We start from the raw sequence: 23,269 nt of genomic DNA on the forward strand, positions 1-23,269 counted from the left end.
CCAGCCCGGTCAGGGGTTGACGGCGATCACGAGCTTGCCGGTCGAGGAGCGGCCCGCCATCAGCCGGTGCGCGTCCGCGGCCTCGGCGAGCGGGAACTCGGCGGTGATGGGGAGCCGCACCTTGCCGGAGGTGGCCAGATCGAAAGCGTGCGCGGCGATCTCGTGCAGCACGTCCGGGGCCGCGACGCTCAGGCCGAGAATGGAGAACCCGGCGACCGAGCGGCCCTGCGGGTAGAGGTCGGGCGCGCCGATCTGCCACGGGCCCGCGCCGCCCGCATTGCCGAAGGAGACCAGCCGGCCGAAGCGGGCCAGCGAGTCCAGGGTCCGGCGCAGGGTGTCGCCACCGATGGACTCCAGCGCGAGATCCACGCCGCGGCCGCCGGTGGCAGCCGCGACATCGGTGTCGAAGGATTCGTTCAGAAACGCCGCGTCATAACCGTATTCGCGGGCATACTCGGCCTTGGCCGGACTGGACACCACGCCGTACACCGCGCCCGCCCCGGCGAGCTTGGCGATCTGGGCGACCACCGTACCGACGCCGCCCGCCGCGGCCTGCACCAGCACGGTCTCGCCCGGCTGCAGGCGGCCGACGGTGTGCACCAGCGCGTACGCGGTCGGCAGGACCGTGGGAAGCGTTGCGGCGGTGCGCAGATCGACGCCCTCCGGCACCGGGAACACCGTCGCCGCCGAGACGACCGCGACATCGGCATACGCGCCGCCGTCGGTGATGGCGGCCACCGGCTGACCGACCGCCAAGCCCTCGACGCCCTCGCCCACGGCCCGCACCCGCCCGGACAGTTCCAGGCCGGGCACGAACGGCAGCCCCGGCACCCGATAGCCCACGGCCCGCGCCTGCAGATCGGCGAAATTCACTCCGACATAGGCCACGTCGACGGACACCTGCCCGGGACCCGGCTCCGGCACCTCGAGCTCCACCGACCGCAGTACCTCCGGCCCACCGAATTCGTCGAATCGAATCGCACGCATGCCGCCACACTCCCTCTCCGCCCGCTCACCGGGCGGGTCGAACCACATCATCCGAACGCCGGACGCACCGCCTTGCAGCACCAGGCCCTCGCCGGCTATTCCGCATGCTGCCGCCCGCCGCCCACTTCCGCCACCCGGGGCGGCACGGCACCGGCCTTGTCAGCCAAGGCGATTGGCGTTGCGGGCGGTGCCGCGGTGGGCGGTGACCGTGGTGGGGTCCTCGGGCCAGGAGTGTTTCGGGTAGCGGCCGCGCAGGTCGGCGCGGACCTGGGGCCAGCCGGTGCGCCAGAAGGACGGCAGGTCGGCGGTGACGGCCACCGGGCGCTGGGCGGGGGACAGCAGGTGCAGCAGGATGGTGACGCGGCCGCCGGCCAGTCGGGGCGGCTCGGTCCAGCCGAAGATCTCCTGCACCTTGACCGCGAGCACCGGCGGGTCGACCGAGTAATCGAGGCGGACGCGGCTGCCGGAAGGGACCTCCAGACGTTCCGGGGCGAGCTCGTCCAGGCGGGCGGCCTCGGGCCACGGGAGCAGCCGGCGCAACGCCTGACCGGCGTCGGCACGCTCCAGGTCGGTGCGGCGGCGGGCGCTGGAAAGCTCAGGGGCGAGCCAAGTTTCGGCCTCGGCCAGCAGGGTTTCGTCGTCGACGGCGGGCCAGGGCGCGCCGAGGGTGCGGTGCAGGAAGCCGAGGCGCTGCCGCAGACCGCGGGCGTCCTCGTCCCAGCGCAGCAGGTCCAGGCCGGTGGCGCGCAGACCCCGAAGCAGGGCGGCGGACACCAGGCTCGGATCCGGATCTCGGAGCGGCCGCTCCGACAGCACGATCGCACCGAGGCGCTGCACGCGGCGGGCCACCAGATCACCGTCGGCCCACTCGACCTCGTCGGCGGTCTCCAGGAGGTTCGCGGCCGCCTGCCGGGCGAGCTGCTCATCGGCCTTGGCGGCCAGCCTGATTCGCCCCTCGGACCGGCCCGGATCACGCCCGGCCACCGCGATGGCCAGCCACTCGGCATCGCCGAGCCCACTGCCCGGCGGCAGGCTGACCGCGGTGCCGCCGGCCATCAGATAGCTGGCCGAACCGGGCGCGCGGCGTCGGGCCAGGCGTTCCGGATAGGCCAGTGCCGCAACGAGAGCCGGGTCGTCGACGCCGTTGCCCGCGACGAGTTTCGCGAGCCGCTGGGCCTCCCGCTGCCAGCGCGCGGGCCGTTCGCCACGCAGGTTACGCAGGGCAGCGGCCAGATCGACGCCGGGAGCGAGCGAATCGTCATCGAGCAGTGCGACCACCTCGGCGGCCGCCCGCGCCCCCACCTCGCTCGCCCCGTCCAGCAGGGCGCGGGCCAGGCGCGGATGCAATCCGACGGCCGCCATCCGCCGGCCCCGATCCGTCACCGTCCCACCGTCGTCCACCGCGCCGAGTGCTCGCAGCACCGCCCGCCCCGCCGCCAGGCCGCCCGCCGGTGGGGCGTCCCACCAGGCCAGTCCCTGGCCGTCGACGGTGCCCCAGCACGCCAATTCCAAGGCGAGCCGGGTCAGGTCGGCCGTGCGGATCTCGGGCTCCGGATACGCGGGCAGGGTCGCGTGCTCGTATTCCGGCCAGCACCGCCACGCCCAGCCCGGACCCTCGCGGCCCGCCCGCCCGGCCCGCTGCTCGGCGACCGCGGCCGAAACCCGCACGGTCGCAAGCCCGGACAGCCCGCGCCGATGATCGATGCGCGGTACCCGCGCCAGGCCGGAATCGACCACCGCTCGCACCCCCGGCACGGTCAGACTGGATTCGGCCACCGCCGTGGACAACACGACCCGCCGCCGCGCGCCCGGACGCAGGGCCGCATCCTGAGCCGCGGCGGACAGCCTGCCGTGCAAGGGCAGCACGTCGACGTCGGGCAGGCCCGACAACAGGTCGGCGGTCCGCCGGATCTCCCCCGCCCCGGGCAGGAAGACCAGGACGTCACCCGTACTGCCGGTCAAAGCCAGGCGCGTCACCCGCGCCACCTGCTGCTCGATGCGTTCCCGGGCGGCGGCCGGGATGTACTCCATCTCGACCGGGTACGCCCGGCCCTTCACCTCGAGTACCGGTGCGGCAGGCTCCCCCTCCCCGCCCAGCAAAACCGAAAGCCGGTCCGCCGCAACGGTCGCCGAGGTCGCGAGCACGCGCAGGTCCGGCCGCAGTCCGGCGCGGGCGTCCAGCAGCAGGGCCAGCAGCAGATCCGCGTCCAGGTGGCGCTCGTGGCATTCGTCGAGCACCACCACGTCGACGCCGGTCAGCTCCGGATCGTTCTGCAGCCGCCGGACCAGCAGCCCGGAGGTCACCACCTCGATCCGGGTCCCGGTCCCCACCTTGCGGTCCCCGCGCACCGAGTACCCGACGGTCTCCCCGACCCGTTCCCCCAGCAGCGCCGCCATCCGCGCCGCCGCCGCTCGCGCCGCCAGCCGGCGCGGCTCCGCCACCACCACGCGCCCAGCGGTGTTCGCGGCCAAGGCCAGCGGCACCAGCGTCGTCTTGCCGGTTCCCGGCGGCGCCACCAGCACGGCGGTCCCGCGCTCGCCCAGGGTGCCCGCGATCTCGTCGAGAGCGGGGCGTACCGGCAGGTCGGGAAGATCAGGCAGTTTCATTACCGATCAGTCTGCCGTCTCGAATTACCGGTACCGCGACCGGTTCGTGTCGCCACGCGTCGCGGGCGGAACCGGACTAGGGTGGTCCAGTCGATCTTGGGTGAGGAGCCGCACACCACATGGGAATTCGATCCCGCCGCTGGCCTTTCCATTCCGGATTCCCTGCGGCGCCCGTCCTCTCGGGCGTCGTCGCGCTGGGCGCGATGCTGCTACCCGCGACTCCCGCCGGGGCCGCGCCGCATCCGTGGGCGCCCGCACCGGTGAACAGCTGCGGCGAAACCGGATTCGACCCGCTGAATCGCCAGGCGGACCCGAAGGGCACGCCGCCGCAGGCCAACCAGACCATCAAGGTCCCGGTTCCGGCACCGCAGATCGTGACCGTCCAGGTGCCCGGCCCCAAACCCGACAGCACCCGCGTGGATCCGGTCGCGCTGCCCGCCGATCCGTGCGCCAACCCGTGCCCGGACATCCGCGATACCGCTCCGGCCCCGGCGAATCAGCCCGGCGGCGGCAGCGCGTCGATACCGCAGATCGAGATCACCCCCGAGCCGGAACCCATCCCGATCGTGGTGCCGGGCGGCGAACCGCCCGAACCTCAGGCCGCGCCCACCGCCGCCGTGCAGCCTGCCGCACCGGCGCCCGCGGTCGCGGCGGTGGCCGCGCCGCAGGTGGATTCGGTCCAGCTGGTCAACCAGGTCACCGGGCAGGGCTCGGTCAATCGCACCGATATGCGCTGGTCCGTCGACGGCACCGATCTCGGGCTCATGTGGGAAACCAAGCCCGGCCAGGTCGCCGTCGTGTTCGGCGACACCTTCGGCAAGGGCTGGAAGCCCACCGGCGCCGGCACCGACCAGCAGGACTGGCGCAGCAATGTGCTGGCCTACAGCAGCACTCGCGATCTGTCGCAAGGGCTGGTCCTCGACGACTTCGTGCAGAACAGCCGCTGCCATGCCACCGAGCTGCTCGACAGCCGCAAGATCAAGAACTTCGAGACCACCACCATCCCCACCTCGGGATTCGCGATCGGAGACCGCCAGTACCTGACCTACATGTCGGTCAATCACTGGTCCAAGATCCCGGGCATGTGGTCGACCAATCTCGGTGGCATCGCCTGGTCCGACGACAACGGCCGCACCTGGACCAAATCGCAGTGGGCCCGCTGGGACAACCTGTTCGGGGTGGGCCGCTTCCAGGTCGCCACCATGGTTCCGCACGGCGACTACGTCTACATGTTCGGCACCCCCAACGGCCGGCTCGGAGTCATCGGCCTCGCCCGCGTCCCCGCCGACCAGGTGCTCAACAAATCCGCCTACCAGTACTGGATCGACGGCACCTGGACCGCCGCCGACGGCGCCAACGAATTGCTCGCCACCCCACTGGTTTCCGGCACGGCCAGCGAACTGTCCATCCACTTCGACCCCGAGTCGAACCAGTGGCGGATGGTCTACCTCGACGTCACCCGCAACCAGATCGTCCTGCGCACCGCCGCCGAACCCCAGGGCGCGTGGTCGGATCCGACCCCGCTGCTCAGCACCGACGACTACCCCACCGCCTACGGGGGTTTCATCCACCCGTGGTCGACCGGCAAGGACCTCTACTTCACCATCTCCACCTGGAACAGCTACAACGTCTACCTCATGCACGCGAAGCTGAAGTGACACCGCGCGGCTGACGTGGCCCGCCGGCCGAACATCCCGGCTCGGTTGCCGTGAGGTGTCGGTTGTGCCTCGGATCGGTGGCGGCGGGTGTGGCGTCGCGAGGACCCGGACAAGCGGCCGTGATGCTGGGGCGATCGAGTCGCGGGTGGGCTCGGGTCGAAGGGAGTGGGGCGTTGGGGCTGCGGCGGCGTGAGGTGCTGGGCGGAATTGTGGGGCTGAGCGGGCTGCTGGTCGCGGGCAGCGCGGTGAGCCCGGGCGCGGGACGGCTGCCGCCCGACGCCCGGCCCGCGCGGATCACGCTTCCGGTGCCGGGTGACGGGCGTCAGCTGGGCCCACGCCAGCGTCCCCGGGTCGACGCGGCCGATGGCACATTGACCTCGGTCAGCTGGATCGATGAGACCGGACGGGCGCTGCCGGGCACGCTGTCGCCGGACGGCAGCGCCTGGATCGCCGCCGAACCGCTCGGCTACGGCCACACCTATACGGCCACCGCGGTGGCCAACGGGCGGACCGGGGACGTCACCGTCACCGGCGTCTTCACCACGATCCAGCCCCAGACGCTGGCGAATGTCTCACTGCGCTCGAACAATCTGAACGATCTCGAGGACGGCGAAACCTACGGCGTGGGCCTGGTCCTGGTCGCGCACTTCGACGCGGCCGTGGACCGCGCCGCCGCGGAACGCACCCTCCAGGTCACCACCGAGCCGCCCGTGCAGGGCGTCTGGTACTGGCTCGACGACCACAACGCGCACTGGCGGCCCGAGCTGTATCACACCCCCGGCACCCGAATCACGCTGACGGCGAACGTGTTCGGCACTCGGCTCGGCGACGGGGTGTACGGCGGGGACGATCAGCGGGTGTCGGTCGTGATCGGTCCCGCGCACGTGTCCATCGCCGACGACAACACCAAGCAGATCGAGGTGTACGAGAACGGCAACCTGATCCGCACCATGCCCACCTCCATGGGACGGGGCGGCACCGCCGTGGTGGGCGGCCGGGTGCTGTCGTTCTGGACCCATCCCGGGGTCTACACCGTGCTCGACAAGAAGACCGTCGTCAGCATGGACTCCTCGAGCTACGGCCTGCCCGTCGACTCGGGCCTCGGCTACCGCGAGAACATCAACAATGCCGTCCGTATCAGCCACGACGGCATCTACCTGCACGAACTCGCCTCCACGGTCTGGGCGCAGGGCAATACGAACGTCTCCCACGGCTGCCTCAACCTCAGTCCCGGCAACGCCGCCTGGTTCTTCGACTTCGCCAATCCGGGCGATGTGGTCGAGGTCCGCAATACCGGCGGCGATCCGCTCGACATCTGGCAGGGCGGCGACTGGACCATCCTCTGGCCGGATTGGCAGCGCGGTAGCGCGCTGGCCTGACGGGTTATTGCGCCCGGGGCGAGCCGACGGGCTCGGGCTTCAGTCCGTCGTGTCGGTGCGGGTGAGAACGCCCCGGAGAATGACCGCGACCAGTTCGCGCAGTTCGGCGGCGATCTGCCCGTGGCCGGTCGGGCGGCGGGCCCAGCGGTACAGAACGCCGAGGTAAGCGTCACGCAGGAGGTTGCCGACGAGAATCGGATCCACCCGGGAATCGATGTCGCCGCGGCGGATGCCGATCTGAACGATCCGCGCGAAAACCTCAGCGGTGTAGGGCTCTTCGGTGAGGGGGCGGCCCATCTTCACCCATGCCGTCAGCATGATCCTGGTGACTCCGCGGTGCGCCTCGCCGAGCTGGGCGAGACCGTCCATGCACAGGTGCAGCAGGACGCCGGTGTCCTCCGTCTCGCTACCGAGCCGCTGCTCCATCCGGTCCATCAGCGTGCGGCGGCGGTCCTCGGCCCACTCGGTGATGAGGTCTTCCTTGCGCGGAAAGTGGTTGAAGAAGGTGCCGCGCGAAACGTCGGCGCGTTCCGCGATCTCCTCGATAGTCGTTGCCTCGTAACCCTTTTCCGCGAACAGCTCCAGCGCCGACGTGTACATCCGGGCTCGGACCCGCTGCCTGTTCCGCTCCCTGCGGCCGATCACAGGCACGGATATCTCGGTCGTGGTCCCCATGATTCACTCCCCCTCAGGTCCGGCTCCCCACCGGGCCATACGTTTTCGGATCCTAGCCCGCCCCAACGCGACGCAGCCCCGGAACCAGTGGTTCCGGGGCTGGGGCGGGCGCGCGGTCAGGAGGCCAGGGAGCCCAGGAAGTTCAGCAGGATCTGGGCGTCGTCGCCGTAGTCGACGTGGGCGTTCGAGGCGTAGAAGGTGGCCATGTCGACGCCTTGCCGGCTCAGCTCCAGCAGGTCGTTGATGCTCTCGGGGCCGCCGATGCTGAGCAGGGTCTGCGCGGCGACCCGCAGGTCACCGCGGACGGCGTTGGTGAAGGGGCCGATCACGGAGCCGGCCAGGTCGAGTCCGGCGGGGGTGAGGGTCGCCAGGGCGGCGGCGACGGCGGCCCCGTCGTTGCGGGTGAAGGATTCGACTGCGTGCCACAGCGTTTCCTGCATGCGGCCGACATCCCCGGCGATCTTCAGAATGTCGATCTGGGTGAGGGCATCGGCGATGACGCTGGCGGCGCCGGTCCAGCCCGACGGGTCGATGGCGGCGGCCGCACGGATGACCGAGCCGATGAGCGGCAGGTCCACGCCCGCGGCGGCCTGAACCATCGGGGCCAGAGCGACATTGAGGTCGCTCGCGACCTGATGCGCGCCACTGATATCGCCCGCCTGGATCAGATCGGGGAGATTGGCGACGCTCTTCAGAATGGTGGGCAGGTTCGCCGCGGTCGCCGCCCAGCCCGCACCCACCTTCACGGCCTGCGCGAGCAGCGTACTGGGGTCGGTGCCCGCCGGAATCAGCGACGAGATCATCGCGGGATCACCACTGAGCACCCGGCCGAGCGCCGAAAGGAACGGGGACGTGGCCGCATTGAGCGAGCAGTACAGATCGCCGTCGGCGCACAGTGTCCGCACCCGATCGGTCAGCGCGCCGAAATCCTGTCCCCGCGTTCCGGCGATCCCGTGACCGGGTTGCGGAGTGCCCAGCGAGAGCGTGGTTTTCGGATCGCGATGCGGATCCGCCAGCAGACCGACGCCGACCACCCGATCCGCGCTGATCGGCCCCTCGCCATTGCCGATCTCGGTCGCGAAATCGCCGATCCCGTCCGCCCCCTGGCTGTACCCGGCGAGGAAGACCCGCGTCGAACTGCACAGGCTGCTCGCCATCTGATGCAACCGGGCTTCGAGCGTGCTCAGCGACTGCGCGTAACTCAGCCCCTGATCGAACGCGCTTGCGGCATAGGGCGCGTACAGCACCGTGATGTCACTGCCGAACTGCCGCTGCAGACCATCCCCGATCGGCCGGAGCATGCCGACCGGCACGGTCGGATCGGCATCGAACCGTGTCTCCCAGGTCCCCGGCGCGAGAATCGCCGTATACGGGGTGCAGGGCCGCGCCCCGGGCTTCTCAGCCCGAGCATCGCCGACCGCCGCGTTCCCGACCATGACGCCCGCGGCAACCAAGATCGCCGCGCACGCTGTCGCCAGCCTGCTCATTGTCCAATTCCTCTGGTGCCGATGGGGTTTCGGGCGATGCGGCGGCGGGGTGCACGTTCCGCTGCGCAGTCATAGACAATTCTCGCCACAACCGTTCGGTTTCGCAGGCTTTTCAGACACATAATCGTTTCAGATCTACAACCCACGGTTGTAGATCACCAGCTCCGGAGGCGGACAGCGAAAAGGCCCCGGAGAGAGGGCGGTTCCGGGCCTTCTCGTCAGCCGGCCGTCGAGATGGTCGGAAGCCAGCGGCGCCGGACTGCCGGCACCGGTTCGAGGACGTCCGCCGCAGCGGTGACCACGAGGAGCTCGACCAGGCTGTGGCGGCGGATCTCGCCGGATAGGGTGCCCAGCCACCGGCCTTTCCTGGTCCCCGCGTCATGATCGGCGACAACCAGCATCGCGGCACCGGTCGCACCGGCGACACCGAGGATGGCTTTGGCGAGTGGACCGGGTACGGCACGCCGGACAATACGATGAACCCCAGACGCTGCCGCCCTTTCCTCGGCGGTCCGGAGGATCTCGTCGACCGGAGTACTGCCGTGGATGAGGTAGGCCTCGCGCTTCAGAACGTCGGCCGCGCCGCAGAGGTCACGACGACGCCGGACGTCGTAGGCGCTGACGAGCACCAGCGGCGCCCCGGTCATGACGGCGACACTCGCCGCTCTGTCGACGGCCGCGTCGGAGAGTTCGGAACCGTCGACACCGACCACGACGGGTCCGGACGCGGGCGCGGGCGGCTCTCGATGACCAGACCTGTTCTCGTAGAGCGTATTTCGCGTCATATAGTCATTCTTCGCGAGACCACCCAGGCGCCGCGACGACCGGCCGGTTGAACTCGTTGCCCACCCAACGGTGGACAACGCCGTCAGCTACCGAGCAGGCCGCGCGCCATCGCGGTGGTCACCGCCGCGGTGCGGTCGGAGACCTCGAGCTTGCCGAAGATGCGCAACAAATGTGTCTTCACGGTCGCTTCGCCGATATGCAGTTCGCGGCCGATGTCCGCGTTCGTCTCGCCCAACGCCACCCGGGCGAGCACCTGCACTTCGCGGGCCGACAATGTGGGCTGAGCGGGTCGGCGCAACCGGTTGACCAAACGGTCGGCGACCGTGGGCGCGAGTACGGTCTCACCCCGCGCCGCCGTGCGGATCGCGTTCGCCAGCTCGAGGCTCGAGGCGTCCTTCAGGAGATACCCCGAGGCGCCGGCCTCCACCGCGCGCAGAATGTCGCTCTCGGTTTCGTATGTGGTAACCACGACGATCTTGGTTTCGGGGAGAATCGAGAGGATCCGCCCGATCGCCTCCACACCATCGCCGCCGGGCATGCGCAAATCCATGAGCACCACGTCCGGCCGCACCACCGCGGCCATCGCCACGGCTTCGGTGCCGGAACCGGCTTCGCCACCGACGGTCAGATCGGGCTCGGCTTGGAGCATGCCGCGCAGACCCTCACGAACCATGGGATGGTCATCGACGAGCATCACCGTGATCATGCGGGAATCTCGATTTCCACGGTGGTTCCGCGACCCGGGCGACTCGACACCGCCATCGTGCCCCCAACCTGCTCAGCCCGCTCCCGCATCCCACGGAGACCGAAGCCGGTCGTTATGCGGTCGAAAGCGAATCCGGTCCCATCGTCGGTCACCGACAGTCGAACCCCGGTGTCGGTGCGCAGCATGTCCACGGTCACCGTCGATGCCTCGGCGTGCTTGCGCACATTCGCGAACGCCTCCTGCGCCACCCGCAACAGCACCACCTCACTCGCGGTGTCGAGGACGGGGAACGCCTCGGCCGCATTGACCGTCACCGCGATACCGGCGCCTTCGGCAAGCCGGTCACCCTGGCGCCGAACAGAATCGACGAGTGAGCCGTCGGCCAGCACCGAGGGTGTCAGTTCGACAACCATCGAGCGCGCCTCGGCGAGATTCTCCCGCGCGGTGTCCCTGATGAGTCCGATGTGCCGGCGAGCGGCCTCCGGGTGCGCATCGACCTCCGACTCGACCGCCTGCGCGAGGGTGACGATGCTGGTGAATCCCTGCGCCAAGGTGTCGTGGATTTCCCGCGCCAGCCGTGCTCTTTCGTCCGATCGACCCGCAACACGCGACAGCCGGGCGGTTTCCGCCCGGCTTTGCGCCAGCTCATCGAGCAGCACCGCTTGCTGTTCGCCGCGTTCGACCGCTACCCCGATCGCGCTCCCGATCATGGGGCTGAGCACCAACCCCAGGAGCGAGATCGACAGCGCCAGTGGCACATCCGAACCGTGTACCCCCTGGGTCGCCAGGGCTGTCAGAGGGATGATCGCGCTGACCGTAGTACCCATCGCGAGCGCGGCGTTGAGTGGCAACTCCAGATAAATGAGCGAATAGACCACCGGAAGGGCGGCGGCCGCCCCGGCGGAGAGATAGATGGCGGTGGCGAACAGGGCCACCACGCCGAGCGTGAATCCCGCTGTTCGGCAGTTCAACTCGCGTGTCGAGTAGTACTCGGCACGTCCGACGCGGACCTGTCCGAACACCAGGGTCAGGACCACGATGCCGGCCAACATGGCGCAGGAACCGAGTTGACGGGCTGGAGATTGGCTGTGGATGAGGAAAACGACGACGTCGGCCACGAAACATCCGACGACGACGAACCCGCCCCAGAGCCGGTACCAGGGTCCGGGCGGTGGGCCGTACATGGCCTTGATACCGATCACCGGCGCACCGTTCATCCCTCGAGGTTATCGGAGGTGAACGGCCCGGGTGTCCACCGATCGGTGGACACCCGGCCCGGGTCAGCGGTCGATCGACCGATAGCCGGGCACTATATCTCCGACCCACCTGCAGAATTGTGAGATTTCGGTTCAACCCATCCGATTGGGCAGGTTGTTCATCCGTGGATACACGAAAGATTGCAACGAGTGCGCATTGTTCGCCAGGTAGAACCTGTACTAGTTTAGGGTAACTTTTAGTCACGCGAATCGCGTGACCTTCGTCACAGTTGCAGTCGGTCGAATGCCGTGTGTAGAGTCCGCTAGGCGCCGGAAATTGACACTGAAACAAGTCATGTAATTGGGGGATGAAAGGCGACTCGTTTACGCCTTTGATGGCGCGAATAAATCTATGGATAATACGGCTTCAATTCAGCCGGGGGGTGGGCTCGATCGAAATTGATATGGCTACTGATTTGATTACTATCGACGATGTCCGGCTCATGGTTCACGAAGGGCTCAAGGGGAGCCTCTCGCCTGACTACGACATTTCTGAGACCACTCGTATCGAAGACCTGGGACTGACAAGCCTGCAGGTCGCTGAAATTATCATGAGAATCGAGGACGAGCTCGATATCGACCTCGATTCCACACTGCTCGCTGCGGTTCAAACCGTGGGCGAATTACTTGTAGCAGTGGACCTTTCTGCCTGTCACCAAGAACAACGAGGCATCAGAATTTGAACAGGATCGACGTCGAAGCCCAAGGTCCGGACCAGTTCTGGATTCGCCTTTTTGAAACGTCACTCACTTACGAGCATCGACTGTATTTCTGGGAGAGTGGCGCTTACCGGAGTTACACGCGAGCGGAGTTGATGGCCGGTGGCCGCTCGGTGGCACGCGAGCTGATCGATCGGGGCGTCCGGCGTGGCGACATCGCGGCAGTTGTCCTGAACAACTCGGCCCAGGCGGTCTCGACGCTGATGGGGTGCTGGCTCGCCGGTGTCACGCTGGCTTCGCTGCCCGAACGGGCAGTCGGCAGCGATGTCGGCACCTATAGGGAGCAGATCGAGGCGATTTGCGCCCAGCTGCGGCCGGCGGCCGCATTCTGCGCGGCGGACGTCCTGGGCAGCCTCGGACCCGAGACCATCAGCGCAGCCACGTTCACCGGCTTCGACGAGGTGCTCGCCGAGCCTGCCGACCGCGCGGTCGAGGCCCGGTTCCTCGACTACGACCAGCCGGTCTTCATCCAGTAGGCGCTGTCGCCCTGGGAATCGGGCAGACCGGCCGGGTCGTCACGGCTGCGGCATTGCTGATGGCGATCGTCTTCGCCGCACTGACGGCATCCTCGGTCGCGATCATGCGCATGCTGGGTCTGGGGCTGGCGCTGGCGGTGATTCTCGATACCACAGTGATTCGCATGCTGCTGATGCCCTCGTTCATGAAATTGATGGGCCCTGCGAACTGGTGGGCGCCGCGGCCGCTGCGGGCATTCCATGGCCGCTTCGGCCTCGACAGAGACGTGGATCCGGTGCCGCACTCCGAGCGCAGCAGCGGCGACGAGCGTATCGATGCAAATTCAGTTGGAGGACGATCGTGAACGTTGTGATAGTTGGCGCCGGCTATGCGGGGACAATCGCCGCGAACCGGTTGAAGAAGAAGTCGCCGAACGTGGCGATAACCGTGGTCAACCCACGATCGGAATTCATCGAGCGGGTCCGCCTGCACGAGGAGATCGCCGGCACCGGCGCCGCGGCGACACCGCTCGCGGCGATGCTCTCCGACGGCATCGCCCTCCGGACCGGCTCCGTGCGGAAGGTCGGCGACGGCGTGGTCACACTCGACGACGGCGAAACCCTCTCCTACGAATACCTGTTTCTCGCGGTCGGCAGCACGGTCACGCCGATCCCGGGCGCAACGCCGGTAGGCACCTGGGAGGGTGCGGTCCGGGCTCGGGAGTGCCTGGCCGCGCTACCGGCCGCGGGGACCGTCACCGTCATCGGTGGTGGACTGACCGGCATCGAGACAGCCTCCGAACTGGCCGCGGCCCGGCCGGATCTGCGCGTGCGCCTGGTCGCCGAGACGGTCGGAGCGAGTCTGTCCGCCGGTGCCCGCCGGCGGGTCCACCAGGTGCTGGAACAGTTGAACGTCACGATCGTGAACGGCTCGGTCGCCGCGGTCGAGCCGGGCGGCGTGGTCCGGCTCGAATCCGGTACCGAATTCGCCTCCGACCTCACCCTGTGGGCCGTGGTGTCCGGGATTCCCGATCTCGCCGCCAGCAGCGGACTCACGGTCAACGATGAGGGGCGCGCCGTGGTCGACCAGTATCTGCGCAGCGTCGACGATCAGCAGATCTTCGTGATCGGTGACTGCGCGGCCGTACCGGGCGCCCGATTGTGCTGTGCCACCGCCTCACCGCAGGGTGCCCACGCGGCCGACACGCTCGCGCGGATCCTGGCGGACAAGAAGCCGAAGCCGTATTCGATGGGCTACACCGGCCAGGCCCTGAGCCTGGGCCGGAAGAATGGCCTGGTACAGGCCAGCAGCCGCGACGGCCAGGTCCGCTGGCTCTACATCAGCGGCCGGATCGCCGCGGTGTCGAAGGAATACATCTCCCGGTACGCGAAATTCGGCTCGCGCACCGCGACCTATGCGTGGCTGCCCGGCAAGCGCACTCGAACGCAAAGGTCGTGACGAATCGGCGAAATGCATGGCGTACAGCGAATTCCGGGCTCTGTCGCAAGGAGATGTTTCAGTGGTTGATCGCGAAGTTGTCATCGTCGGTGCGGGGTTCCCCGGCATCGGCCTCGGCATCCAGTTACGCAAGGCGGGCTTCACCGACTTCGCGATCCTGGAGGCCGCCGACGATCTCGGCGGCGTCTGGCACCACAACAGATACCCGGGAGTCGCTGTCGACATTCCCTCGACGACATACTCCTATTCCTACGAGCCGAATCCGTCCTGGTCGCGATTGTTCGCGCCCGGCGACGAACTCGCGGCCTACGCCAAGCGTTGCGCCGCCAAGTACGGCGTCGTGAACCACATCCGGCTCAACACCCGCGTCGAGGCGGCGACATACGACGAGCGTCACCACCAGTGGAACGTACGGACGGGCAGGGGACCGCTCACGGCACGCTTCCTGGTCTCGGCGGTGGGGCCGCTCGACCAGCCGAAGTACCCGGACATTCCGGGGCTGGACACCTTCGCCGGGCGAACCGTGCACACCGCGCGCTGGGACCCGGATCTCGAGTTGCGTGGCAAGCGGGTCGCCGTCATCGGAAGCGGCGCCTCCGCGCTGCAGCTGGTTCCCGAGATCGCGCCCGAGGTGAGACGACTCCTCGCCTTCCAGCGGACACCGATCTGGGTGATCCCGAAACCGAACAGCACCATCCCACCGCCGATGCGGCGATTGTTCGAACACGCCCCGGTCGTCCAACGTGTACTGCGGATGGCGACCTCGCTGGCGGCCGAACTGGTGATGACCGCCGGCATCGCGTACCACATGCGCATACCGCTGTTCGTTCGCAGCGTCGAGAAGCTGTGCCTGTGGCACCTCCGGAGGCAGGTTGCCGACCCCGAGGTCCGCGCGCGGCTGACACCGCGGTACGGCCTCGGGTGCAAGCGCCCTTCCTTCTCCAACACCTACCTGCGAACCTTCAACCGCGACAACGTCATCCTCATTACCGACCGCATTCTGCGCATCGTCCCCGAGGGCATCGTCACCGCGACGGCCGACCGATCCTCGGGCGTGGTGACCGAGACGCTGCACGAGGTCGAGATCCTCTTGCTCGCAACGGGTTCAAGACGATGCAACTAGGAGTGGTTCCGCCGTTCCCGCTCCACGGCACAGACGGCATCGATGTCGGGCAGTGGTGGGATGAGAACCGCTACCAGAACTACGAGGGCATCTCGAGTCCGCTGGCGCCCAATTTCTGGCTGATGAGCGGGCCGTGGTCCGCCGCCGGGGCGTCCTGGTTCAGCGTGATCGAGTCCGGGAGCCGGCACATCGTGCGCTGCCTCCGCGAGGCACGGCGGCGTGGGGCCACCCAGGTGGTCGTCAAGCAAGAGCCCCACGACGCCTACATGCGGAGCATGCGCGAGAAGGTCCGGCACACCTCGTTCGCACAGCCCAGCTGCTCGCACGCCAACAGTTACTACTTCGACCGGCACGGTGAAGCACCCTTCATGCGCCCCATCTCGGGACCCGCGCTCGAGGTCGCCAGCCGCACTTTCAACCTCGGTCACTACCGGTACGAGCGGATCTGAAACCTCCGTCCCCGTCCGTCGGCATCGAGCCTCGGGTGACATGAGAACGGCCCCGGAACCAGTGGTTCCGGGGCCGTTCTCTGTAGTAGCGGGGACAGGATTTGAACCTGCGACCTCTGGGTTATGAGCCCAGCGAGCTACCGAGCTGCTCCACCCCGCGTTGGTACGGATAACATTACACACGGGTGTGGAGTGGAACCTAATCGTCTGGTCAGGACAGGTTTTCAGGGGTGCGGCGGGATGAGGTGGAGGGATCGGGGCGTGGGGGCGGCGGGGTTCGGATCGGTGGTGCGCGCGGTGTAGCGGCGGGCGGCGATCATGATCGCCAGTGCGGCGGCGAGCAGGACGAGCAGGACCGTGACGGAGGTCCAGAACATGCGGTCGTAGAGAGCGATGTCGGCGCGGATGATGGCTCGGCGGGCGAAGGTCATCGGAGCGATGTCCTTGAAGGGGCGGAACAGGAGTGGAGTGGTGCCGGCCGGGAAGACCCCGCCGAAGGCGAAGATCTGGAACATGTAGAAGGAGAAGGCGGCGATGGAACCGGCGACACGGCCGAAGAGGACCACGAACAATTGCGCGGTCACCGCCGCCACCAGGGCGACAAGGGCGATCACGGCGATCATGACCGGCCACTGTTGTGGGGACCAGCCGAGCGAGCTGCCGTAGACGGCGGTGAGGGCGGCCACGCCGAGGACGCACACCGCGCCGACCGCGGCACCGCGCAGGACCGGCGCGGCGGCGCGTCGCCAGGATGAGCGGCCGCGGGCCGTTCCGCCCAAGGGGCGCACCAGCATCCACAGAATGATGGCCGCGAGGAAGGCGCCCATCACGACCAGGACGGGGCCCGCGCCGCGGGCGATGTCCTTGTGACTGCGGTCGCCGTCGCGGACGAGCTGGCTGGGTTCCTGGTTGCGGATGTCCATGGTGACGGGCTGGGCGATGATGTCGGCCGAGGCGCCGGGGTCGGCGATGTGCGGTGCGGCGGCCGCGCCGTCGCGCAGGCCGTTGTCGAGCTGGGTTGCGCCGTCGCCCAATTGGGCGACACCGGCGCGAAGGTCGCGCCCGCCGGCGACCAGCTGGTTCAGGCCGGCGGACAGGTCGGTCGCGCCACTGCCGAGCTGCACTGTGCCGTCGCGCAATTGGGCGCTGCCGTCGGCGAGGGCGAGCACGCCGGAGCGATAGTCGGCGTTGGGGTCGGTGAGCTGACGGGCCAATTCCTTTGTGCCGTCCCGCAGCTGGGTCAGCTGACCGACGAGCGAATCCGGATCGCCGGGCCGCACCTGGCCGATGAGGTTCTTCAGCTGGGTTACCGCGTCGGCCACGGCCGGGTCCGGGTTGCGGCTCAGCTGGTCGAGCAGCGGATCCAGCTGACCCGCGAGCCGCCCCGCCGGCTGCAGCGCGTCGAGCAGCGGCGTCACGACCTGGTCCACGCCGTCGCGGATCTGCCGCGCCCCGGAGCCGAGCTGATCGGTGCCGGTGACCAATTGGTTCGCGCCGTCGGCGAGCTGGACCGCGCCGGTGTGGAGCTGGCCGGTGCCGGCGGCGAGCTGCGCCGCGCCGGTGGCGGCCTGATCGAGTCCGTCGGCGAGCCGGCCGGAGCCGTCGGCGAGCTGCGCGGTGCCCTGGGCCAATTGGGTCGCGCCCTTCGAGGCGTCACCGAGGCCGGAGCCGAGACTGTTGACGCCGACCAGGATCTGACCGGCGTAGCCGCGCCCGATGGTGGCCGCGATCTGATTCTGGGCCTCGGTGACGACACTGTTGGCCACCGCGGGTCCCAGCGTGCCGTTGAAGTCGTTGTACCAGACCATGATCCGGGCATGCTGCGGTGCGGGATCGGTGACGCTCAGGACGTTGCGGGTGAAGTCGGCGGGGATGACGACCGAGAAGGCGTACCGGCTCTCCCGCAGCCCGCGCACCGCTTCGGCGCTGCTGACCCGGTGGAATTGGAGTTCGCCGCTGGACACCAGATTGTCGAGAATCTCGGTGCCCATGTTCTGGGCCTTGCCGTCGGAGACGCCGCCGGTGTCGTCGCTGGCGACGGCGACCGGAATGTGCCTCAGGTACAGCTCCGGATCCCACATGATCCACATGTAGACCGCCGAGATCAGGGTCGGCACGACCAGCAGCAGGACGATCGCGACCCGCGTGAGCGCGGATCCCCCCGGTGCGTGGCGGACCAGGCCACCGATGCGACTGCGGATGGATGTCGATCTGTCTGCCACGGTGAACCCCGATACTGCGCACTGCCAAATTCGGGGCCCAAGCTACCTGGTCATTCGTCCAGTATGTGTGATTTCAGAGAAATGCCCGCGGGATCAGCGGGTCGCGTCGACCACGAGGGCTGTGGTGTTGTCGGTGCCGCCACGACCCAGCGCCGCGCTCACCAGGGCCTCCGCAGTGTGGCCCGCCGAAATGCTGTGGGACAGTATCGACTTGACGATCGGCATGCCGAGTTTCTTGCCGACCCCGTCGGTGCAGAGCAGCAGGCGTCCCGCACTCGATCCCGAGGCGGTGCGACCGATATCGGCCGGCTGCACGGTCCGTACCGAGGTCGTCACCAGATGCCGCATGCCGGGCAGCGGGTCGTGGCCACGGACCCGGAAATACTCGGCGACCGTGTGATCGGTGGTCATGCGATGCAGGACACGGCCGTTCCAGCGGTAGGCGCGGCAGTCACCCACCCAGGCGATATCGCAGGGGCCGTCCAGCTGACCACTGCTCGGCAGCACCGCCACCACCAGGACACTGTCGGCGCTCGACTCGGGTAGCTCGCGTAGCAATTCGCGCTGGGCCGCGAGGATTCCGGCCTGCGCGCCGTCCCCGACCGCCGCCCGCGCCGCGGTCCGGGCCACCAGCCGCGCTGCCCGGGCCGCGGCCAGATGATCCCCCACGCCGTCCGCCACCACGAAAGCGCTGCGCCCCAGCCGCGCATCGGTGAAGGTGGCGAAGGCGTCCGCGTTGATCGTGCGCCGCCCGAGCCGGCTCACCCCGGCGCCGGCCACCAGCCCGAGCCGCGCCTGCACGTCGGTGTCGACGGCGGCGGAATCTCCTACTTCGATGGCTTCGGTGTGCACGACCCGACCTCCTGGGACTCGGCCTCACGGGATGCTGTCCAGCAGCACTACCCATTCAACGGCCGAAACCCGAGTGGCGCTCCCGAATTGTCTGTGCGCTTGCTGAGGAAATCGGGCATTCACCCTATTCTGGGGGCGTGTCGCGGCGGAAACCCGGTTCCGGACCACAGCCCGGATCAAACACACCGGGGCCCGCACACACCGAACGACTGCGCAGCCCCCAGCCCGTCCTCGAGCGGCGCATGCCCTCCAAACGCGGTGCGATGGAACAACCCAACGCATGTCACGACGGCGACGCGGCGCTCACCCCGGTGTTCTGGTTCGTCCTCGGCTTGACCGGCGTCACTGCGGGCTCGGCGGAATCGCGTTGATGAGCCTGCGCTTCCACGTCGAGGCCATCGCGTTTCCGGGCACCGGGCCGCTTGTCCCACTGCCGCACGGGTTCCCGGAACTCTGGTACTCCTGGCGGCATCGGCTTCCGGCCCTCACCGCGGCGGGGTATCGCGCTGTCGCGCCGGATCTGCGCGGTCACGGCCGCACCGAAGCACCGCCGCACACCGGGGAGTCGTCTGAACGATTCGCCGCCGGGCGCGGTGCCGCTCATTACCCATCAGTCCGAAATGCCCGTTGCCACAAACGATCCCCAGCACCGGCGATAGCAGCCTTCGCCGATGGGTAGCGAACCCGCGTTCCCAGAAACCGAACCGCGGAGACCGTCCAGTGATCTAACGTTGTAGCAGCAGAGGTTTGCTGGGATCGGGAACGGGGCATCCCGCACCCTTTCCGCAATGGTTACTAGCTGATTGCTGTACGGTTTGTCTGATTTATTCAATTGGACTCGGTGACGTTGGGAAAGCGTGGGTTTCAAACACCCGAAACCGGGTAACCGGACATTTTCCCGAGTACCGACATTCGGGGTGCGGCCAGAGCCGCGGCAGCACCCCGAGGTTCGAGGGAGGTTCCAGACGTTATGACCGCTGCACTACCTTGCCCGCCAGAGTTTTCGGGCAACTTCCTGTCCCCTCTCAACGAGGACGTCCCGCCGCCGAGCTACACCGCCGACGTGCCGTGCAGCACCTACGGCCTCGAACACCACCTGCTGGTCTCGGTGCTCGCGGATGTCGCCGGCCACGACCCCTCCCTGGTCGAATTGATCGGCATCGACGGTGATCTCGGCATGACGGTGAAGGACGCCAGGACCCTCGCCAGGGCACTGTGGGCCGCGGCGGAAGCGGCGGACCGCGAGACCTAATCCGACGTCGCGGTGTTCCTCGGCCAGCCGAGGAACACCGCCCCGCCGGAAAGCCATTGCGCGCGTTCGCACCTCAGCAGGTTCGACAGCTGCGACCTCGACTGGTCCGCGGCTCGTGGCACGGCTTCGGCGGGCGGAGGCATCCACATGCCGACGAAAATCTGCACCCGATCACGCATCCCTGGACCGGGCACCAGCCAGGTGTGCGCCTGGACGGTTTTCACGCTGCCCGTCCAAGCGTCGCGCAGACGCATCGGTGCGGGTTCACGGTTGTACGCGATCTCACCGTCGTTCCATACCTTGACGAACAGCTGATCATTGCCGAACGTCGCGAACAGCTGCTTGGCCCAGGCCGTATCGGCGTCGCGGGCCGCCGACGTCCGGGCGCACCGGATCATCAGCGTGCACTCCTGCTCCCAGTCCGGCAGGGCCTCCCGCGAGCGCGGATCGTGCAGCAGCCACCGCAACAGGTTGGCGTCGGCGTGCAGCCCCGGAAACGCCTGGGCGTAGCTGGAATTGCACGCCAGTACGTTGCCGTGATGGTCGATGAACGCGGCCAGGTTCGGTTCGTGCGCGGACAGCACACTCAGCAGCTGCGGCGTCAGCAGCGTGCGCGGATCGATAACCTCCGGCTCGGCGGACACCCCGGCCGGCGGACGCGCCACCAGTTCCAGCAGATAGCGTTGCTCACTGGCCGGGATCGGCTTCACCCGCTGCAGATAGCGCAGCAGGGCCTCCACGACATCGCGGGTCGGATGGGCGCGTTCGCCCCCTTCCAGATGCGACACGTAGCTCGCGCTGACACCCGTGGCGAACGCGAGACGCTCCCGAGACAGGTGGCGGTCCTCACGCAGTCGACGCAATTCGACACCGAATGTGGGTAGTCGCAATGCCTTCGAGTCGTGATCGCGATTCGCCTTCACTGCCATCGCAAAATCCTAGTAAAGTCCGTTCGATCAGTTGACAGATTTGGAGACTTTCCCGCGAAGTCCCCGCATCACCAGTCCTGGTTACCGATTCGCCGCCAGATCCACCGACGGTTGACAGTCGGCCGGATACCGTATGCATCACCGCCACCGCGACTGCCGCAACACCAACAGCAATCATGCCGCAATCGAGCCGCCATCCATTGGTGCAACACGGTTTGCGATGGCTTCGAAGATCTCCGAGGCGAATCCCCTAACAGAGAGGGCTGGCACCACAACGGCTTTCCAGCCCAGGACCTCGGGGATCGGCCCCGCGACGACGGCAGAACACCATCCCGACCGAATGCGAATCTGTCACGCGCGCAAATATTCTGGAAACCCAGAAAGGATGCGAAAGCGCCGGCGATGAACGCTACGTCGGCGATGTCGGGGATCGCGGTCCCGCTGTACAGCGGACCGATTTCCCGGCCCGAGCGAAGTCCGTCACTTCATCACCCCATCGGTGAGTCAAGCGCCTCAAGAAAACGAGTAGTCCGGTACTCGCGAATGCACAGCTATCCGGGCGCAGTCTTGTCGCATGTACCGCGTGTTCCTGAGTCACTCCAGGCGGGACAACGCGGCCGCACAGGCCCTCTTCCGATGGCTGAACGGCGTGGATCCCAGCCTGAAAGGCCAGATCTTCCTGGACGTCAATCCCGAGACCGGGATCGCGCCGGGGGTGCGCTGGAAGTCCGAACTGTCGCGCGCGGTGGATCACTGCGAGGCGGTCGTCTGCCTGATCTCCAGGAACTGGGAGCACTCGCACGAGTGCCTCACCGAAGCCCGGCTCGCGGAATCGCTCAACAAACGCGTCTTCTGCGCCCGGGTCGACCCCGCCGCGCAGGGCCGGCAAGTGCGCGAGTGGCAGATCTGCGACCTGTTCCCCAACGGTGACAATGGTGTCACCACGGTCAATGACGACAATGGGGAACCGGTCGACCTCGCCACCGAGGGGCTGGCGCGACTACTGCGTGGGTTGCACGATGCCGGAATCGGCGCCGAACACTTCCCGTTGCCGCCGCCGGACGAGAGCACACGAGCGCCGTATCGCGGCTGGCAGCCGATGGACGATGCCGACGCTGCGGTGTTCTTCGGCCGCGACTGCCAGATCCTGCGCGGCATGGACACGCTGCGCGGGATGCGCACCGCAGGCGTGGAAGGGCTGTTCGTGATCCTCGGCCCCTCCGGTGTCGGCAAGTCGTCGTTCCTGCGCGCCGGGCTGCTGCCCCGGCTCCGCCGCGATCCCGGGAACTTCCTGGTGAGCGAGATCGTGCGTCCCGACCGCGATGCCTTGGCCGGTGATCGGGGTTTGGCCCAAGCGATTTGGCAGTTGCGAGCACAAGCCGGTCCGGGTGGTCCAGCGCTCGGCGAGGTCAAAACCGCCTGCCGCGAAGCCGACATCGCCCGGCTCACCTCGTGGATCCACGAGGCCCAACGGGAAGCGACCGATGACGGCATGGCGCCGACAGTGGTGTTGCCCATCGACCAGGGCGAGGAACTGTTCTCCGCGGAGGCCGGCACAGAAGCCACCACCTTCCTCTCGTTGCTGGGCGGACTGCTGCAGACCGACGCGATCGGCGAACTACCCCTGATCGCGGCGATGACGATTCGGGCCGATCGCTACGAATCGCTCCAGAACGCCCCCGAATTGCTGGCGGTACACACCCGGGAGTTCGGCGACCTCAAACCGATGCCGGTCACCGAGTACAAGGACGTGATCACCGGACCGGCCGCCCGCGCCACCGCGGCCGGACGACGGCTGAACCTGGACGCCGCACTGGTGGCCCGGCTACTCACCGACACGACCGGGGGTGCGGACAGCCTGCCGCTACTCGCTCTGGTGCTGTCACGGCTGTACCTCGACTACGGCAGCACCGGGCGACTCACCCTGGCCAACTACGAGGCCATGGGTGGAATGGAGCACATCGTCGAAGCCGAGATCAACACGCTGCTGGCCAGCGAACCCGCCCGGCGCGCCCAGCAGCCGGACATATTGCGCAGCGCGTTCATCCCCTGGCTGGCCACCATCGATCACGAAACCGACTCCCCCTCGAGACGAATCGCGCACTGGGACGAACTTCCACCGGAGAGCCGGACACTGATCGACGCGATGGTCGCCCGGCGACTGCTCGTGAAGGACGAGCGCGAGGGCGAGACCGTCGTCGAAGTGGCCTTGGAAAGCCTACTGCGGCAATGGGAATCGCTGGCCCAGTAGCTGGCCGAACACGCACA

General features: G+C 68.1%; 21 protein-coding genes and 1 tRNA gene. 11 read left to right on the forward strand and 11 right to left on the reverse strand.

Translation table 11 applies throughout. The annotated features are described in order from the left end of the window. Positions 1-9 precede the first annotated feature (9 nt). Entirely contained in the window at positions 10-987 is a 978-nt protein-coding gene (locus ON33_RS21820; protein WP_040860974.1) for a quinone oxidoreductase family protein, read from the reverse strand. A gap of 159 nt (positions 988-1,146) precedes the next feature. Beyond that, positions 1,147-3,594, reverse strand: coding sequence for an ATP-dependent helicase HrpB (gene hrpB / locus ON33_RS21825; protein WP_174391554.1), 2,448 nt, complete (start codon positions 3,592-3,594; stop codon positions 1,147-1,149). Between the two features lie 203 nt (positions 3,595-3,797). Between hrpB and ON33_RS21830 the strand changes: the two genes are divergently transcribed. Next, positions 3,798-5,252: a glycoside hydrolase family 183 protein gene (locus ON33_RS21830; protein WP_051152639.1), complete on the forward strand. Its 1,455-nt coding sequence runs from the start codon at positions 3,798-3,800 to the stop codon at positions 5,250-5,252. Between the two features lie 122 nt (positions 5,253-5,374). Next, positions 5,375-6,631: a L,D-transpeptidase gene (locus tag ON33_RS21835; RefSeq protein ID WP_083869175.1), complete on the forward strand. Its 1,257-nt coding sequence runs from the start codon at positions 5,375-5,377 to the stop codon at positions 6,629-6,631. A 39-nt stretch (positions 6,632-6,670) separates the two neighbouring features. On the opposite strand, the gene ON33_RS21840 is transcribed toward ON33_RS21835, so the two are convergent. The 5 genes from ON33_RS21840 to ON33_RS21860 form a co-directional block, all read right to left on the reverse strand. Continuing rightward, positions 6,671-7,306: a TetR/AcrR family transcriptional regulator gene (locus tag ON33_RS21840; protein ID WP_083869176.1), complete on the reverse strand. Its 636-nt coding sequence runs from the start codon at positions 7,304-7,306 to the stop codon at positions 6,671-6,673. 116 nt (positions 7,307-7,422) lie between these two features. Beyond that, entirely contained in the window at positions 7,423-8,793 is a 1,371-nt protein-coding gene (locus tag ON33_RS21845; protein WP_040860841.1) for a cutinase family protein, read from the reverse strand. Between the two features lie 218 nt (positions 8,794-9,011). Continuing rightward, complete coding sequence (locus tag ON33_RS21850) at positions 9,012-9,506, reverse strand: universal stress protein (RefSeq protein WP_051152608.1); 495 nt, start codon at positions 9,504-9,506, stop codon at positions 9,012-9,014. Between the two features lie 155 nt (positions 9,507-9,661). Continuing rightward, positions 9,662-10,285 carry a response regulator gene (locus tag ON33_RS21855; RefSeq protein ID WP_040860842.1) on the reverse strand — a complete coding sequence of 208 codons (624 nt, stop codon included), beginning with the start codon at positions 10,283-10,285 and terminating at the stop codon, positions 9,662-9,664. Beyond that, entirely contained in the window at positions 10,282-11,502 is a 1,221-nt protein-coding gene (locus tag ON33_RS21860) for a sensor histidine kinase (RefSeq protein ID WP_040860843.1), read from the reverse strand. Before ON33_RS21860 ends, ON33_RS21855 begins: the two co-directional genes overlap by 4 nt. Before the next feature lie 347 nt (positions 11,503-11,849). Between ON33_RS21860 and ON33_RS21865 the strand changes: the two genes are divergently transcribed. The 6 genes from ON33_RS21865 to ON33_RS42820 all read left to right on the forward strand — a co-directional run bounded on the left by ON33_RS21865 (position 11,850) and on the right by ON33_RS42820 (position 15,746). Next, positions 11,850-12,224 carry an acyl carrier protein gene (locus ON33_RS21865; RefSeq protein WP_083869178.1) on the forward strand — a complete coding sequence of 125 codons (375 nt, stop codon included), beginning with the start codon at positions 11,850-11,852 and terminating at the stop codon, positions 12,222-12,224. Further along, positions 12,221-12,736, forward strand: coding sequence for an AMP-binding protein (locus tag ON33_RS43490; RefSeq protein WP_157184659.1), 516 nt, complete (start codon positions 12,221-12,223; stop codon positions 12,734-12,736). The genes ON33_RS21865 and ON33_RS43490 overlap by 4 nt, the downstream gene beginning before the upstream one ends. 17 nt (positions 12,737-12,753) lie before the next feature. Continuing rightward, positions 12,754-13,080, forward strand: coding sequence for an MMPL family transporter (locus ON33_RS39850; RefSeq protein ID WP_373281054.1), 327 nt, complete (start codon positions 12,754-12,756; stop codon positions 13,078-13,080). Further along, positions 13,077-14,174 carry an NAD(P)/FAD-dependent oxidoreductase gene (locus ON33_RS21880; RefSeq protein WP_040860847.1) on the forward strand — a complete coding sequence of 366 codons (1,098 nt, stop codon included), beginning with the start codon at positions 13,077-13,079 and terminating at the stop codon, positions 14,172-14,174. The genes ON33_RS39850 and ON33_RS21880 overlap by 4 nt, the downstream gene beginning before the upstream one ends. Positions 14,175-14,235: 61 nt before the next feature. After that, entirely contained in the window at positions 14,236-15,297 is a 1,062-nt protein-coding gene (locus ON33_RS21885) for a flavin-containing monooxygenase (protein WP_218001485.1), read from the forward strand. Then, positions 15,288-15,746, forward strand: coding sequence for an NAD(P)/FAD-dependent oxidoreductase (locus tag ON33_RS42820; protein WP_218001486.1), 459 nt, complete (start codon positions 15,288-15,290; stop codon positions 15,744-15,746). Before ON33_RS21885 ends, ON33_RS42820 begins: the two co-directional genes overlap by 10 nt. Before the next feature lie 86 nt (positions 15,747-15,832). Here the strand turns inward: ON33_RS42820 and ON33_RS21890 are convergent. From ON33_RS21890 to ON33_RS21900, 3 genes are all read right to left on the reverse strand, one after another. Further along, positions 15,833-15,906 (reverse strand) — tRNA-Met (locus tag ON33_RS21890). Positions 15,907-15,970: 64 nt separating this feature from the next. Then, positions 15,971-17,968 (reverse strand): YhgE/Pip domain-containing protein, encoded by a 1,998-nt coding sequence (locus tag ON33_RS21895; protein WP_040860848.1) that lies wholly within the window; start codon positions 17,966-17,968, stop codon positions 15,971-15,973. Positions 17,969-18,061: 93 nt separating this feature from the next. After that, positions 18,062-18,820 (reverse strand): PP2C family protein-serine/threonine phosphatase, encoded by a 759-nt coding sequence (locus tag ON33_RS21900; protein WP_085996814.1) that lies wholly within the window; start codon positions 18,818-18,820, stop codon positions 18,062-18,064. A 370-nt stretch (positions 18,821-19,190) separates the two neighbouring features. On the opposite strand from ON33_RS21900, the gene ON33_RS44460 reads away from it, so the two are divergent. Together ON33_RS44460 and ON33_RS21905 are read left to right on the forward strand one after the other, a co-directional pair. Beyond that, positions 19,191-19,499, forward strand: a complete 309-nt coding sequence (locus ON33_RS44460) for an alpha/beta fold hydrolase (protein WP_373281049.1) — start codon at positions 19,191-19,193, stop codon at positions 19,497-19,499. Between the two features lie 291 nt (positions 19,500-19,790). After that, a complete protein-coding gene (locus ON33_RS21905) occupies positions 19,791-20,072 on the forward strand; it encodes a hypothetical protein (RefSeq protein WP_040860849.1) in 282 nt (93 codons plus the stop codon). Here the strand turns inward: ON33_RS21905 and ON33_RS21910 are convergent. After that, on the reverse strand, positions 20,069-21,001 hold the full coding sequence (locus ON33_RS21910; RefSeq protein WP_051152609.1) for an MmyB family transcriptional regulator: 933 nt from the start codon (positions 20,999-21,001) through the stop codon (positions 20,069-20,071). The two genes, ON33_RS21905 and ON33_RS21910, sit on opposite strands and share 4 nt — an antisense overlap. Before the next feature lie 574 nt (positions 21,002-21,575). Here ON33_RS21910 and ON33_RS38410 point away from each other — a divergent pair. Then, entirely contained in the window at positions 21,576-23,252 is a 1,677-nt protein-coding gene (locus tag ON33_RS38410; protein ID WP_051152610.1) for a toll/interleukin-1 receptor domain-containing protein, read from the forward strand. Positions 23,253-23,269: the final 17 nt, after the last annotated feature.

Source organism: Nocardia niigatensis NBRC 100131 (assembly GCF_000308655.1).
GTDB classification, from domain to species: Bacteria; Actinomycetota; Actinomycetes; order Mycobacteriales; family Mycobacteriaceae; genus Nocardia; species Nocardia niigatensis.

Excerpts from the sequence above, each read along its gene's own strand:
- ON33_RS21820 (WP_040860974.1), bottom strand. The coding sequence starts at position 987 with ATGCGTGCGATTCGATTCGACGAATTCGGTGGGCCGGAGGTACTGCGG.
- hrpB (WP_174391554.1), bottom strand. The coding sequence starts at position 3,594 with ATGAAACTGCCTGATCTTCCCGACCTGCCGGTACGCCCCGCTCTCGAC.
- ON33_RS21830 (WP_051152639.1), top strand. The coding sequence starts at position 3,798 with ATGCTGCTACCCGCGACTCCCGCCGGGGCCGCGCCGCATCCGTGGGCG.
- ON33_RS21835 (WP_083869175.1), top strand. The coding sequence starts at position 5,375 with ATGCTGGGGCGATCGAGTCGCGGGTGGGCTCGGGTCGAAGGGAGTGGG.
- ON33_RS21840 (WP_083869176.1), bottom strand. The coding sequence starts at position 7,306 with ATGGGGACCACGACCGAGATATCCGTGCCTGTGATCGGCCGCAGGGAG.
- ON33_RS21845 (WP_040860841.1), bottom strand. The coding sequence starts at position 8,793 with ATGAGCAGGCTGGCGACAGCGTGCGCGGCGATCTTGGTTGCCGCGGGC.
- ON33_RS21855 (WP_040860842.1), bottom strand. The coding sequence starts at position 10,285 with ATGATCACGGTGATGCTCGTCGATGACCATCCCATGGTTCGTGAGGGT.
- ON33_RS21860 (WP_040860843.1), bottom strand. The coding sequence starts at position 11,502 with ATGAACGGTGCGCCGGTGATCGGTATCAAGGCCATGTACGGCCCACCG.
- ON33_RS21865 (WP_083869178.1), top strand. The coding sequence starts at position 11,850 with ATGAAAGGCGACTCGTTTACGCCTTTGATGGCGCGAATAAATCTATGG.
- ON33_RS42820 (WP_218001486.1), top strand. The coding sequence starts at position 15,288 with ATGCAACTAGGAGTGGTTCCGCCGTTCCCGCTCCACGGCACAGACGGC.
- ON33_RS44460 (WP_373281049.1), top strand. The coding sequence starts at position 19,191 with ATGAGCCTGCGCTTCCACGTCGAGGCCATCGCGTTTCCGGGCACCGGG.
- ON33_RS21905 (WP_040860849.1), top strand. The coding sequence starts at position 19,791 with ATGACCGCTGCACTACCTTGCCCGCCAGAGTTTTCGGGCAACTTCCTG.
- ON33_RS21910 (WP_051152609.1), bottom strand. The coding sequence starts at position 21,001 with ATGGCAGTGAAGGCGAATCGCGATCACGACTCGAAGGCATTGCGACTA.
- ON33_RS38410 (WP_051152610.1), top strand. The coding sequence starts at position 21,576 with ATGTACCGCGTGTTCCTGAGTCACTCCAGGCGGGACAACGCGGCCGCA.